We start from the raw sequence: 14,056 nt of genomic DNA on the forward strand, positions 1-14,056 counted from the left end.
TATATAGTTTTCCCCTCACCAACATATTAGCAACTAAACTGTCACTCAAATGTCACAAAGCAGAAACAAAATATCACGAATCTCTAAAAAAACCGTAAAAAAAACTGAAAAATTCATTTCCTCCTTTACAGCATAAAAAGACCTCCCATATAGGGAGGTTTGTTCTACTCTGTAAAGACAAGGGTTGCCAAAGTCTTTTCGGCCCAGGAGTATTGGGACATATATTCGCCACGAAAGGCATTGATTGCTGCAGGGTTTCCCTGGATGTAAGCGTAATAGTCACAATCAATCTTGTTGGAGTCGATGCCAATTGAGCCATATTTTCGTAGTACAATGTCGTTACAACCAAGATCTGTGAGAGTTTTGTTAAGATCACTTATCATGTTTTGGAGATAGGATTTGTGTTCTGATGCCTTATGGTCATCTTCCCATAACTTATCCTGTAATTCTCCTATAGAACACATTCCTCTATGGTCTATTAGATAAGCGCACAACTCTTTTGTCTTGTTGTAATGAAACATCACAGGAAGCTCGTCCACATAGAGTTCAAAGGATCCAAAGCACCGTGCTTTTATTCTGCCTTCCCACTTTAGTTCCTGAGGATAACGCAGATTATCAATTTCATCAATGATCATGTCTTTGGTAATCGGCTTCATCAGGTAGCCACTTACTCTTAATTTAGTAAATGCTTCCTCGATGTACTCATTATATCCGGTTGTAAAAATGATATTGATCTTGGGATTTACTTCCTTCTTTAGCTGTTTTGCCAGCTCAAGTCCATTTACCTTGGGCATCTCAATATCCAAAAATGCAACTGCAGGATCGCAGTGAAGTGCCATGCTTAAAGCCTCGCTGCTATTTTGAGTAGAGAATATCTCCGCGTCAGGAAGTGCCTGCTTTATTGCTTTACATAGCCCTCTAAGGGCGATTTCCTCATTGTCTACTGCCAGAATTTTCATTTTTCTTTTCCCTCAATTGGAATAATAATGGTAGCAGTTGTTCCTTCACCTATTTTACTATCTATCAAAAGTTTTCCATTGCAAAGACTCTTTAATCTGTATGAAGCACTGTATACTCCTACATGCTTTCTGGTACCGCTCTTTTTCTCAGTCTTTAGTTCTATTGACGAATCAAAACCTACACCATTGTCAACAACTATTACGTTTATGTTTTTCAAATCCTTTTTTACAAATATACTGATTGTCCCACCGTAAGGATTCTTTTCAATGCCATGTCTAACCGCATTTTCAACAAGCGCCTGAAGTGCAAGTGGAGGAAGCATAAAATCTTTTGTCTCTACCTCAAATATTGTTTCAAGCTTATCTCCAAAACGGATTTTTTCTATTGCAAGGTAATTTTTTACATGCTCCAGCTCATCTTCAAAAGGTATGAGTCTGTGGCTTTCCAGATCGACCATACTTGTTCTAAGATACTTTGCAAACATAGCTATGGCCTGCTGCGCATCTTCCACAGAACTGTCACAAAGAACATAAATGGTATTTAATACGTTATAAATGAAGTGAGGCTTCATCCTGCTCATAAGAAGATCTGTCCTTATCTCAGACAGCTCAATTTCCTGCTGCTTAATAAGCAGTTCTTTTTCCGCCTGAACAAATATCTGAATTACGACTAAAGTAAGAGTTACCATTAGAGGCATAAGGATTATGTCTTTAAAAAAACCTCTAAGGAGTGACCCAAAAAGAGGCCCAGCAATAAAAATAACGAAGGCAAAGGACTCACTTTTCTTAAAAGTCTTTAGCCTGCTTATAAATATTCCAATCATAATAGCCGTAATGAGATATCCTCCAAACTGACCTATATAGTACAAAGGTCCCGGAGTAAGAGAATCAGCACTTTGTGTATATATACCGCCCGTAAAGCCTGTAATGAACCAAAATTCTCCCATCACAACGCCTATCATGACAGATGCTTTGGCCCATATACTTGCCTTATAACTGGCCGGTCTGTCATAAAGATCAAGGTACAAAGTAAAGTGACCTATTACCATAAAATATGCAAAATCACTAATACCTGAAGCTAAAGCTTCAAGAATAAATTTATCTTCTGAATATGACAAAAGCAGGTAGTTATCCAAACTACCTGCCACTAGCATTAACACATCAAAAGAAAGCATAAGGTAAAAAACCTTCACGCTCTTTTCAACATTACGAAAACCATGCATAAGATTACCAATCAAGATCAATGACATGATGATCGCTGTATAAAACTGAAGATAAGCATTTATATATGCCATAAAAGCCCCCGGTTACTTAAATGCTACCAATCCAGTGAATTGTTCTCTATCTTCTTATCTCTAAGCATCAGGTCATTTAGTGCATCCCCCGGTGCTTTATTGTTAAACAATATGTCATTTACTGCCTGTACGATAGGCATCTCCACTTCATACTTCTGAGCAAGCTTAAGAGCAGCTTTGGCGCTATATACACCTTCTACAACCATATGAACTTCATCCATGGCTTCCTGATAGGTTTTCCCTTGTCCTATGAGAATACCTGCTCTCCTGTTTCTTGAATGCATTGAAGCGCAGGTAACTACAAGGTCACCAATTCCTGAAAGTCCGCTAAAGGTCTCAAACTTTCCGCCCATTGCCATTCCAAGACGCCCAATCTCAGCAATTCCTCTTGTGATAAGGGCCGCCTTGGCATTGTCTCCAAGTCCATATCCATCAGCCATTCCTGCAGCAAGGGCAATAACATTTTTGAGAGCTGCACCAATTTCTATTCCAAGCATATCAGGGCTAATATATACCCTGAAAACATTATTCATAAATACGTTCTGTACATATCTTGCGATATCTTTCTCAAAAGCTCCAACAACAATTGATGTTGGAAGTCCCTTTCCAACTTCTTCTGCATGAGAAGGACCTGATAAAACACATACATCACATCCCGGAATTTCATCAAGGATAACATCTGACATGACCATAAGTGTGTCATCCTCAATTCCCTTTGTACAGTTGACTATTATCTTCTTATGCTCATCATCACCTGTTATAAAAGGCTTCATAAGCTTTACAGTCTCGCGAAGATGTGCAGATGGAACAACTAAAACCAAAATATCCTTATTCTCAACTGCCGCCTTCATGTCTGAAGTATATTCAACGCTCTCAGGAAGCTTAACTCCCGGAAGCTTGTCTTCATTACCATGATAATTCTTAAGTTTTTCTACTGTAGATTCACTCCGTGACCATACAGTAACATCATGTCCATTATTTGCTAAAAGATACGCAAGTGCTATTCCCCAGCTACCTGCTCCTATGACCCCAATTTGTTGATTGTCCAAGTCTAATCTCCCATAAGTCTTAAATTAGTCCACTTTATTCTTTTTAAATATATAAGTCTTGCGCTCCTGACCATTTATGAGCTTTTTAATATTTCCTCTGTGCTGATAAAAAGCAAGTAAAGTCAAAAGTGCAACTATTATATAAACTTCAATAAGAGCTCCCTGAGGTGCATAAAACAGTCCCATCTGTCCATAGATGATCGTGGTAACAAGAAGTGCAGAATAATAGAACAAACTGCAGATTGAAACGATATGGAACAGATTAAATGGCAGGAAGAATGAAATAATTCCCATAATAAGAAACAGAATATTGAACTGTATACTGAGATAAACAGTAAATCCTGCAGTACATGCGATTCCCTTGCCACCCTTGAACTTAAGGAAGAAAGGAAAGTCATGCCCAAGTACAGTTCCTGCAGTAGTATAAGCCATAAACAGTATTATGTATTCCGGATTGGATCTTCCAAACAATAGATATGTTATGAATATGGCTACCATACATTTGAGCATGTCACCTAAAAGAACTACAGCACCTGCCTTTGGTCCAAGTACTCGTAATGTATTGGTTGTTCCGGCATTACCAGAACCCACTTTTCTTATATCTACCCCTTTAAGCCTTCCATAGAAAACGGCTGTCTGAATCATTCCAAAAATATAACCAATGATAATGCAGACAATTCTCGCCCCAACTAAACCTGATGTGGTCATTTATTTATCCTCTTTTCTCTCCCTGATAATAAATCTCAAAGGAGTCCCCTTGAATCCGAAGGCTTCTCTGATCTGGTTCTCAATATATCTGGTGTAACTAAAATGCATAAGCTTTTTGTCATTTACAAATATAACGAATGTTGGTGGCTTTACTGAAGCCTGTGTGATGTAGTAAAGCTTTAATATCTTACCCTTATCACTCGGTGGCTGCTGCATTACAACTGCCTGTGTCATGATCTCATTGAGAACACCTGTAGCAACTCTGAGTGAATGGTTCTCACTAACGATATCAATAAGATCATAGAGCTTTACAAGGCGCTGCCCTGTCTCGGCAGAAATAAAGATGATCTCTGCATAGTTCATAAACGAAAGGGTATTTCTGATATCCTTTGTAAACTCTTTTACAGAGTGGTTATCCTTTTCAATAAGATCCCACTTATTAACTGCGATGATCACAGCCTTACCGCTCTCGTGAGCTATTCCGGCTATCTTGGCATCCTGCTCTGTTACGCCTTCCTCAGCATTTATTACAAGGATTGCGATATCTGCTCTCTCAACAGCGCCAACAGTTCTGACGATCATGTAGTGCTCAAGCTCGTCCTTTACTTTATTCTTCCTGCGCAGTCCTGCTGTATCGATGAATGTATATTTTTTACCGTTATATTTAACTTCTGTATCGATGGCATCACGTGTTGTTCCTGCAATATCAGATACAATAAGTCTGTTCTCGCCTATTAGCTTGTTGATGATAGATGACTTACCAACATTAGGCTTACCAATGATAGCGATCTTGGTTGTATCATCATCCTCGTCATTAGTTGAGTCCTTGCTGAAATGACTTACAACTTCTTCAAGAAGATCACCTATTCCCTGCTTATTAACAGCTGAAATAGGGAATGGCTCTCCAATTCCAAGATTATAGAACTCATATACATCCAGTGAATCCCTGTTGAAGTTATCTACCTTATTTACACACAAAACTACAGGCTTTGCTGATCTTCTGAGCATATCTGCTACTTTTGAATCAGAATCAGTAAGTCCCTGCTTAACATCTACCATAAAAATGATAACATCTGCTGTATCAATGGCTATCTGGGCCTGATCTCTCATCTGTGAGAGAATGATGTCCTTGGAATCAGGTTCAATACCACCTGTATCAATAAGTGTGAAGCTGTGATTAAGCCATTCAACATCCTGATAGATTCTGTCTCTGGTAACGCCCGGTGTATCCTGAACAATAGCAATCCTACTACCTGCCAGAGCGTTAAAAAGTGTTGATTTTCCAACGTTTGGGCGGCCAACTACCGCAACAATATTTTTCTTACTCATAATTATCCTTTATAAAAGTTCATCTTCCGGAATATCAAATAGTACTGAAACAAGGTCGTGACCATCGCACTTTGATATTCCAACTTTAGTGTTTAGTTTTTCCTCGATGTCGCAAATTCTCACGTCATCAAGAAGATAGTCCTCTCCGCTTCGAAGAAGGTTTTCAGGAAGAAAAAGCTCGCTTCCAAGCTCTTTTCCCTTAAGCTGATTTATGATATCTGTTCCGGTAAGAAGACCTGAAACGGTAATCCTCTCGCCAAAAAACTCGTTAATTATCTCATAAACATGCACTTTTAGTCCAGTACAAATACTCATTGCCTTTTCTGCCATATCCCTGATGCAAGGATATACCAGTCTTCCTGTGGCAATTGATATCTCTCTGTTTAGGCTGTTAAGGTGCGTCTTGTGTTCTGAAACAGCCTTTTTAAGCGCTTCTTCATATTCATCTATAAGAAGTCTCATCATTCCAACGCCGTTTTCAAGCTGTATATAGCCGTCATATCTCTCTGCTTCAGGGAAATCTCTTCCTGCAAGGAAGTACCACTCATCGCTTGCATGAACGAAATGCATCCCATATTCATTATAAATCTTCTTTTGCCAGCTTTCTATAAGATCAATGACCTCTCCGGCATCCTGACTGTTAAAGGGTTCAAGCGGATAAAGCCCGTCTCTGTATTTGGAAAGTCCAACCGGAACTACTGATACACTTTGAAGGTTCGGTATATATTTGGACATGTCAGAAATGGATCTCTCAAGTTCTTTTCCATCATTGACACCCTTACAAAGAACTATCTGACCATTTATCTCTATTCCTGTACCCGGAGCGCATAATCTGTCTACTTTCTTAAGTGCTTCACCGGCGAATCTGTTGCCGAGCATCTTACATCTAAGTTCAGGGTTAGTAGTCTGAAAAGAAATATTGATAGGAGAAAGATGATATTTTAATATTCTGTCGATATCCGCATCAGACATGTTGGTAAGTGTTACATAATTGCCCTGAAGGAAAGACAGTCTTGAGTCATCATCCTTAAAATATAGTGTTTTTCTCATGCCCTTTGGCATCTGATCAATAAAGCAAAAAATACACTTATTACTACAGGACCTGTAATCATCCATGAGCCCGTTCTCAAACTCAATTCCAAGGTCCTCATCAAAATCCTTATCAATATCTAAAAGCCACTGCTCGCCATTTGCTTTCTCAATAAGTACATCCAGATGTTCATCCTGAACAAGGTACTGAAAATCAAAAATATCCTCTATGACCTGATCATTAATTTTTAAGAGCTTATCGCCCGGTTCAATATTTAATTCTTGTGCTATGCTTCCCTCATCGACACTGCCGATAAGGTGTCCTATATTCTTCTTCATGCCCTGTATTATACCATCTTGTCCTTGACGTGTCAGCACCATCGATGTTAAAACAGTAAATGTAGAACTATGTTCTAATATAAATATTTCAAAGAAGGAAGCGAAAAATATGCCAGATTTTAGAAAACTGGAAGGTACTATTCCGGTTGCACCTCTTAATCTAATTGTAATGGATTCAGCCAAAGAACTTGGTGACAGCGTCAATCGTTATATCTCAGAATTCAGACATGAGCTTTACAAAATGCCTGAAAACGATCCCGCTTTTCACGGTTATGTAAAAGACAATTACAAAATCGATATCAACCTTGACAGATTCAACAGTGGTGAAGCTAAGGCTACTATCAAGGAAAGTGTTCGAGGAAATGACGTTTACATTCTTACTGATGTATGCAATTACAGCATAACTTATAAAATGTACAATTACGTCAACCATAAATCTCCTGATGATCATTATCAGGATCTTAAACGTGTTATAGGTGCAATTACTGGCAAAGCAAAAAGAATAAATGTTATCATGCCATTCCTTTATGAAGGACGTCAGCACAAAAGAAACGGTATGGAATCATTAGATGCTGCTCAGATGTTTGCTGAGCTTCATGATATGGGTATCTCAAACTTTATTACTTTTGATGCTCATGACCCAAGAATATCAAATGCCAAGCCTCTTGGTGGATTTGATAACTTCCTTGCTTCATATCAGTTTATGAAGGCTCTTTTATCTCACATCGATGACCTTGTTGTTGATAAGGATCACCTCACTGTCATAAGCCCTGATGAGGGAGCTCTTGACAGAGCCGTTTATTTTGCAAACGTAATCGGCGCTGATACAGGTATGTTCTATAAGAGACGTGATTATGCTCACGTTGTTAACGGAACTAACCCAATTGTTGCTCACGAATTCCTTGGTTCTGATATTTCAGGCCGCGATGTTATCATCATCGATGACATGATATCTTCAGGATCAAGTATGATAGATACTGCCAAACAGCTTAAGAACATGGGAGCTAAAAGGGTATTCATCTGCACTACATTCGGTCTTTTCACAGACGGAATGAGCAAGTTTGATGACGGCTACGAAAAAGGTTACTTTGACGCAGTTATTACTACTAACCTCACTTACATGAATGAGGAAGTTACATCAAAAGAATACATATTCATCGCAGATATGGGTAAATTCCTTGCTACTATCATTGACTTCCTTAATCACGATGCTTCTATGGCTACAGTAAATATGCCAACAGACAAGATTCATGAGATTGTCGGCAGATACAACTCAGGATGTAAGACTCCAACTGAGCTTTTCGACTAAATATATAAGAATTGTGCCCATAACTCTATGTTATGGGCACTTATTTTTTATTCTGCTATATCAAATCCAATTATTACTTTAAAAAGGTCTCCGTCAAGCCTTATATCAAAGGTTCCTCCCTGAGCAATTGTGAGGTTCTTGGCAATAGATAGTCCAAGTCCGCTTCCTTCAGTTGTTCTTGACTCATCCCCTCTGATAAACTTTTTGGTAAGTTCATCGGCACTGACATTAAGCTCTTTTGCAGAGATGTTCTTAATTGAGAAGAAGGCTTTCTTTTTGCCTTCTGCATCCTCTATGGTGTACATCTCAAGATATACTCTCGTTCCTGAAAGGGCATACTTACAGGTATTATTAAAGAGATTCTCCAAAACTCTCCAAAGGTGCCTTGCATCTGCAACTATGGATATGTTCTGTTCCTGTGGCTTAAAAATAGGAGTAAGGCCACTCTTTTCAAACTTCTCGAAGAATTCGCCTATCGTCTGATTTATCAGTTCAACAAAATCTATCTTTGAGAGCTCAATGCTTATATTTCCTGAGCTGATCTTTGAAGCCTCAACCAGATCTTCTGTAAGTTTTTTAAGCTTTTGAGATTTCTGATCCAGTATATTTACGTACTCGATCACTCTCTCATTGCCTATATCTTCCCTCTTTATAAGATCCACATAGTTGATTATGGAAGTCAGCGGAGTCTTGATATCGTGTGATACGTTTGTTATAAGATCTGCTTTTAGCTTTTCATCCTTCATACTGGTATCTACTGCTTTTTCAATTCCTTCACCGATGGAATTAACTGCATCTGCTAAGGCTATGTTGTCTGAATGAAGTGCTGAAACGTCGACCTTTGACTTAACGTCGCCATTTTTAATCTTCTCTATAACCTTGATGATACGATCTCTGTCAAGGTTCTGTCTGTACAGATAAATACCAATAAGTATGTCTAAAAATGCTGCAATAACTATTCCTGCAAGGCCTATCTTAAACAGACACAGATTAATAACCACAAAGAAGATATATGGAATCCAGGTCCTTATGATCACATTACCATTGTCAGTAGTTGTGAGGATCAGATTCTTTGCTCCTATAATGATCATTCTTAGGATAGAATCTTTCCAAAGAGACTTCTCTTTTACCTTATCTGCAATACCATAAATAAGTCCCAAAAAACCCACATTAAATACAAATGCACCAAGGGCCGCATATACTGGGAAGTTCTCGAGCCGAACCATCTTCATGTAACTCATCTGTGTTATGACAGACACCAGTACAAAAGCACCAAAAGGAGCCGCCATTATTATAATATTCTTAAGACAGGCTATCTCTGTCTTTATTGTCCTTCCATTTACAACTACAGGTGTCTTAAGAGTTATTATAAACAGAAGTATATACATGAATGCCGCAACAAAGCACAGTATCAGAATTTGTGTCCTATAAGGCATATATTTGGCAAAGCTGCTCTTTCCCTGATAAAAATCATCGCTGCATGGGTAGCCTAAAGTATCTACAGCCACGTAAACCTTTATCTGATCAGGATACGCATAGCTATATGTTTTAAGAAGGCTTCTTACCACGTTTTCTTTTATAAGAGTGTTGGTCTCGTACTTAAGCTCATATGGGCAGTAATATATGTATCTGCCGTAGCCTTCAAATACACTCTTTATATCTATTCCGGTTGTTTCTCCAGAAAGCTCGGAAATATTTGTAAACACAGATGTACTGCCACTTACTGTTCTGGAAATATAGTACCTTAAGTTACTTGACTGATATCCATAATATGAAAGGAGCTTTCCATATTCCTCGAAGTTGGATAAAAGCGTTCCCGCAGCCTCCTCGACATTACTGCACAAAAGGCTGTACTCTTCCCAGTTTGATACAAGGTCCTCGATATTTTTCCCATCAACAGTCTGATATCTTGAAACGAGGATATTGTGAGTTCCTCCAGAAGGAACAGAATTGCCTGAAACTGTAAATTCAACACTGTTATCAGAAAGCCCCGAACTAAGGTAGGAATTCATACCACCTGACATAAGGTTGTTCTTGAGGTGCGTGTATGTAGTTGTGGCGCTTAAAAATGAGCTGCTCTCTTCTTCTGTGAAATTCCTTTTTTCATAAGTGAAGCCGCTCTGGGCCCACTTTAAAAGATCTGATACTGTATAAACAGCAGTGACGTAGTCTCCCGTAAGCGTTGTTCCTCTGTTCACATAGGCAGTTACATCAATTGTCTTTTCACTGTCATACTCACCTGCTGTTTCTAACTGGCTTCTGATAGCTATGAGCCTAATAACATCAGCGAGGTTATTGCCAAGGATGTTGTTAAAAAGGTATGAATCCTCATAAGCTCTGTTTCTGTCTGATTCATACAAGGTATAGGAATAATCTCCCCTGGCACCTGTAATGATTATGCTGGTTCCTGCAAATATAAAAACAAGCGAAAAGGCTATAAATGCCGCAAGAACATGCTGGATCAATGTAAGAATTTTAAAATTAATTGGCTTTTTTAACATGGTTCCTCATCTTCAATCTTGTATCCCACACCCCACACAACTTTGAGGTACCTTGGATCCCTTGGATTGATCTCTATTTTTTCTCTGATATGTCTGATATGGACAGCTATTGTATTGTCTGCGGCAAAAGAGCCGGTATCCTGCCAGATGCTCTGATATATCTGATTGATGGAATAAACTTTGCCCTTATTTTTCACAAGGAACTCTAAAATGTTATATTCGATAGGCGTAAGTCTTATCCTTTCACCATCAACAAAACATTCCTTGGAGTTGTCGTCAATGACAAGACCACCGGTCTTATAGATGTTCTCTTTATCTTCCATGCTTCCAAGAGTTGTGTATCGTCTTAGGTTGGACTTTACTCTTGCAACCAGCTCCAGGGGATTAAAGGGCTTTGTGACATAATCATCGGCGCCGATGTTAAGTCCCAATATCTTATCAGAATCCTCTGACTTAGCAGACAGGAATATTACAGGAATAGAGCTGAATTTTCTAAGCTCCATCACCATTCTCATCCCATCCATTTTGGGCATCATTATGTCTACAATTGCCAGTGATATCTTTGTTTTCCTAATGATATCAAGGGCTTCTATCCCATCGTAGGCCTTATATATTCTGAAGTCCTCCTGTGAAAGATAGATCTCGATCGCATCAACTATTTCTTTGTCATCATCGCAAACTAAAATGTTTTCCATGCTCTGCTCCATATCTTCTAATTCTATTAAATCAGAAAATTCTTAAGATTTACCTACGAAAATTCTTAAGATTTCTTAAGAATTTAACGTTTATTCGTTAATTGTTAAAAAAGCCATGAGATTTCCGCGCTTTTCGCCATGTACCCTATGTGAAAATAAAAGGTCAGGATTACACTTTGTACATATATCTGTGACAATTATGTTTTGGTCCGGCACCCCTGCCCTTTGAAGCGACAGCTTTATTGCATTCCATAGATATAATCTGTATTTGTTATTGGGATAAGGCACTAATATCTTATTATCCTCCAGTTCTTTTTCAGTATAAGCCTTGGCAAATTCCAAAGCTACATCTTCGCCTATCTCATAACATTCACCGCATATCGACGGCCCTATTGCACATACACAGTCCTCAGGCCTACTTCCATACGTAGCACTCATTTTCTCAATTGCTTTTTTGCCAATTTCTCCCCGTGTCCCCTTCCAGCCTGAATGAACAAGACCGATAGCTCTTTTTACAGGGTCAACAATATAAATTGGCGGACAGTCCGCATGAAACGTACCAAGAATTATACCCGGGACATTTGTGATCAGTCCGTCTATATCAGTGTAGTCTCTGACTCTTGCAGGCCCTTTTCCCCTGTCGCCTTCTGTGACAACTCTTATATTGGTAGTGTGTGTCTGGAAAGTACACACGAAGTCATCTAAGGTTTTGCCGTGTCCTAAAACTTCCGCTATCCTTCTATAATTCTCATCCACGCATTCCTTGTCATCACCACGTGTATAGCTCAAGTTCATGGTAGCGTAGTCGCCTTTTGAGACTCCGCCTATCCTGGTAGAAAAAAGATGGTCCACAACACCCAATTTTTCAATATCAGGAAAAACAATATATTTCACACCGTTTTTTTCTCTTATCTGAGTAGTTACTTTTTTTCCATATCTGATCAATGTCTTATCTGTCATTTTTCTTCCTCATTTAGTATCTATCGTATTTACACACTTTATCATAATTTGATAAACTCTACCATATAGACAAATTGGGAGCTTAGCATAATGAAAAATACTATAAAAATAATTCCACTTGGTGGTTTTGATAAAATCGGCATGAACATGACTATTATCGAAAGTGATGATTCTATCATCATCATAGATTGTGGTACCTCTTTTCCCCCAAATAATATGCCCGGTATTGACACTTCCATTCCTGATATTTCATATCTTAAGGAACATATTGATAAAGTAAAAGGAATTGTTGTAACTCACGGCCACGAAGACCACATAGGTGCAATCCCTTATATTCTGCCTGAGCTTAATGTTCCAATCTATGGAACTCCACTAACTATTCTTTTGATTGAAGATAAACTAAAACAGCACAACATCAAAAAGGCCAGGACCAAAGTTATCCGCCAGGGTAATACCTTTATCCTTGGAGATTTCAAAATTGAATTCATTAAAACAAATCACAGTATACCTGATGCTGTAATGCTTGCAATCTATACCGGCGCCGGAACTATAGTCTGTACCGGTGATTTCAAAATAGATCTGACTCCTACTATTGGCGATACTACTGATCTAAGGAGGCTTGCTGCCATTGGATCAAAAGGTGTCCTTGCAGTTCTAAGCGATAGCACTAACGCTCTTATAAAAGGTTCCTCCCCATCAGAGAATGAAGTCAGCATCTCAATGGACAGATTATTTAATAATTTCAAAAATGAGCGTCTGATCATTGCTACTTTTGCTTCAAACATGGAAAGAGTCAGCCAAATAATAGATATTTCAAAAAAGTACGGCAGAAAAGTCATCCTTCAGGGCGATGTGATGCTTGAAATCTTTAAATCAGCCGAAGCACTAGGATATATCACACTCCAAAAGGATGTTTTGATAGGCGCTGATGAAGCATCCCATTTTAAAGACAGTGAACTTGTCTTCCTCACAACAGGAAATCACGGTGAACCTATCAGCTGCCTGTCAGACATCGCAAATGGTCTCAATGAAAATATCAAGATAAAAGAATCCGACGTCATACTTTTTAGTTCCATTCCTGTACAGGGCTACGAGAGTATATTCTCAGAGACCATCAATAGTCTTGAGGAACAGGGAGCAAAAATACTTTTCAGAGATCTCCATGTAACCGGGCACGCTTGTATAGAAGAGTTAAAGCTCATCTATAACCTGTTAAGTCCCAAGTACATAATCCCCGCCCACGGGCAGTTCAGAATAAGGAATGCCAATAAGGAAGTTGCCATTGCCTGTGGAATCCCGGAAGAAAACGTTCTGATGATCAAAAACGGGGATATCCTGGAAGTTTCTGACTCTTTTTCTAAGGTTTCAGGTTCTGTTGAGCTAAAAGAAATCTTAGTTGATGGTTTGGGAATCGGAGATATCAGCGGTCATATTCTCTCCGAAAGAAAAATCATGTCACAAGCGGGAGTAGTTATTGTCACTCTCTGCTTTTCTCATGGATCAAAAAGGCTTATTGCCCCTCCATCCATAGTAACACAAGGTTTTGTAAACCGCCAAAAATCTGCTTCGCTCATTGAATCTCTAACAAGTGATGTTTCCTCTGAAGTTTCCAGAATGATAGCTCAGGGCATCGACAGTTCAAGATTCGAAGCAAATATTAAGCGCATACTTCAGGAATCTATTTGGAAAAAGACAATGCGTAAGCCTCTTATAATTGTAAATATAACTGAAGCTGTGGTATAATTTTTTAGAATTGAATTTGCAGTATTTACACAGCCAAAGTGGTTAAAGCTTTTATGATGTTTCATTATGTCTGGATGATACACCAGAGAATGTTCATCGTGAAAAGAAATGTGAAAAACAGCAGAATACTTTAATTAGCA

At 38.7% G+C, this 14,056-nt stretch carries 11 protein-coding genes; 2 read left to right on the forward strand and 9 right to left on the reverse strand.

The annotated features are described in order from the left end of the window. Window positions 1-164 precede the first annotated feature (164 nt). The 6 genes from E7303_RS02090 to E7303_RS02115 are packed head-to-tail and all read right to left on the reverse strand — an operon-like array spanning window position 165 to window position 6,708. Window positions 165-959: a LytR/AlgR family response regulator transcription factor gene (locus E7303_RS02090; RefSeq protein ID WP_292143619.1), complete on the reverse strand. Its 795-nt coding sequence runs from the start codon at window positions 957-959 to the stop codon at window positions 165-167. Beyond that, the gene (locus tag E7303_RS02095) at window positions 956-2,254 is read right to left on the reverse strand and encodes a sensor histidine kinase (RefSeq protein ID WP_292143620.1); all 1,299 of its coding nucleotides are present in this window, start codon (window positions 2,252-2,254) and stop codon (window positions 956-958) included. The genes E7303_RS02090 and E7303_RS02095 overlap by 4 nt, the downstream gene beginning before the upstream one ends. Before the next feature lie 23 nt (window positions 2,255-2,277). Then, a complete protein-coding gene (locus E7303_RS02100) occupies window positions 2,278-3,303 on the reverse strand; it encodes an NAD(P)H-dependent glycerol-3-phosphate dehydrogenase (RefSeq protein WP_292143621.1) in 1,026 nt (341 codons plus the stop codon). Between the two features lie 24 nt (window positions 3,304-3,327). Further along, window positions 3,328-4,011: a glycerol-3-phosphate 1-O-acyltransferase PlsY gene (gene plsY / locus E7303_RS02105; protein ID WP_292143622.1), complete on the reverse strand. Its 684-nt coding sequence runs from the start codon at window positions 4,009-4,011 to the stop codon at window positions 3,328-3,330. Then, entirely contained in the window at window positions 4,012-5,340 is a 1,329-nt protein-coding gene (gene der, locus E7303_RS02110; RefSeq protein WP_103868013.1) for a ribosome biogenesis GTPase Der, read from the reverse strand. 9 nt (window positions 5,341-5,349) lie between these two features. Further along, window positions 5,350-6,708, reverse strand: coding sequence for a DUF512 domain-containing protein (locus tag E7303_RS02115; RefSeq protein ID WP_292143623.1), 1,359 nt, complete (start codon window positions 6,706-6,708; stop codon window positions 5,350-5,352). Between the two features lie 109 nt (window positions 6,709-6,817). Here E7303_RS02115 and E7303_RS02120 point away from each other — a divergent pair, with 109 nt between their 5' ends. Next, on the forward strand, window positions 6,818-8,017 hold the full coding sequence (locus E7303_RS02120) for a ribose-phosphate pyrophosphokinase (protein WP_292143624.1): 1,200 nt from the start codon (window positions 6,818-6,820) through the stop codon (window positions 8,015-8,017). Between the two features lie 47 nt (window positions 8,018-8,064). Here the strand turns inward: E7303_RS02120 and E7303_RS02125 are convergent, their stop codons facing one another. The 3 genes from E7303_RS02125 to pgeF form a co-directional block, all read right to left on the reverse strand. Further along, complete coding sequence (locus tag E7303_RS02125; RefSeq protein ID WP_292143625.1) at window positions 8,065-10,518, reverse strand: sensor histidine kinase; 2,454 nt, start codon at window positions 10,516-10,518, stop codon at window positions 8,065-8,067. Beyond that, the gene (locus tag E7303_RS02130) at window positions 10,512-11,213 is read right to left on the reverse strand and encodes a response regulator transcription factor (protein ID WP_292143626.1); all 702 of its coding nucleotides are present in this window, start codon (window positions 11,211-11,213) and stop codon (window positions 10,512-10,514) included. Before E7303_RS02130 ends, E7303_RS02125 begins: the two co-directional genes overlap by 7 nt. A gap of 90 nt (window positions 11,214-11,303) precedes the next feature. Then, window positions 11,304-12,173: a peptidoglycan editing factor PgeF gene (pgeF, locus tag E7303_RS02135; RefSeq protein ID WP_292143627.1), complete on the reverse strand. Its 870-nt coding sequence runs from the start codon at window positions 12,171-12,173 to the stop codon at window positions 11,304-11,306. A gap of 90 nt (window positions 12,174-12,263) precedes the next feature. On the opposite strand from pgeF, the gene E7303_RS02140 reads away from it, so the two are divergent. Further along, window positions 12,264-13,916, forward strand: a complete 1,653-nt coding sequence (locus E7303_RS02140) for a ribonuclease J (protein WP_292143628.1) — start codon at window positions 12,264-12,266, stop codon at window positions 13,914-13,916. The last annotated feature ends 140 nt before the right edge of the window (window positions 13,917-14,056 follow it).

The organism is Butyrivibrio sp. (assembly GCF_015056685.1).
In the GTDB taxonomy this organism is placed as follows: Bacteria; Bacillota; Clostridia; order Lachnospirales; family Lachnospiraceae; genus Butyrivibrio.

What these genes read in the sequence shown, in the direction of transcription:
- E7303_RS02115 (WP_292143623.1), bottom strand. Translation starts at nt 6,708, where the DNA reads ATGAAGAAGAATATAGGACACCTTATCGGCAGTGTCGATGAGGGAAGC.
- E7303_RS02130 (WP_292143626.1), bottom strand. Translation starts at nt 11,213, where the DNA reads ATGGAAAACATTTTAGTTTGCGATGATGACAAAGAAATAGTTGATGCG.
- E7303_RS02095 (WP_292143620.1), bottom strand. Translation starts at nt 2,254, where the DNA reads ATGGCATATATAAATGCTTATCTTCAGTTTTATACAGCGATCATCATG.
- E7303_RS02140 (WP_292143628.1), top strand. Translation starts at nt 12,264, where the DNA reads ATGAAAAATACTATAAAAATAATTCCACTTGGTGGTTTTGATAAAATC.
- E7303_RS02120 (WP_292143624.1), top strand. Translation starts at nt 6,818, where the DNA reads ATGCCAGATTTTAGAAAACTGGAAGGTACTATTCCGGTTGCACCTCTT.
- pgeF (WP_292143627.1), bottom strand. Translation starts at nt 12,173, where the DNA reads ATGACAGATAAGACATTGATCAGATATGGAAAAAAAGTAACTACTCAG.
- plsY (WP_292143622.1), bottom strand. Translation starts at nt 4,011, where the DNA reads ATGACCACATCAGGTTTAGTTGGGGCGAGAATTGTCTGCATTATCATT.
- E7303_RS02125 (WP_292143625.1), bottom strand. Translation starts at nt 10,518, where the DNA reads ATGTTAAAAAAGCCAATTAATTTTAAAATTCTTACATTGATCCAGCAT.
- E7303_RS02090 (WP_292143619.1), bottom strand. Translation starts at nt 959, where the DNA reads ATGAAAATTCTGGCAGTAGACAATGAGGAAATCGCCCTTAGAGGGCTA.
- der (WP_103868013.1), bottom strand. Translation starts at nt 5,340, where the DNA reads ATGAGTAAGAAAAATATTGTTGCGGTAGTTGGCCGCCCAAACGTTGGA.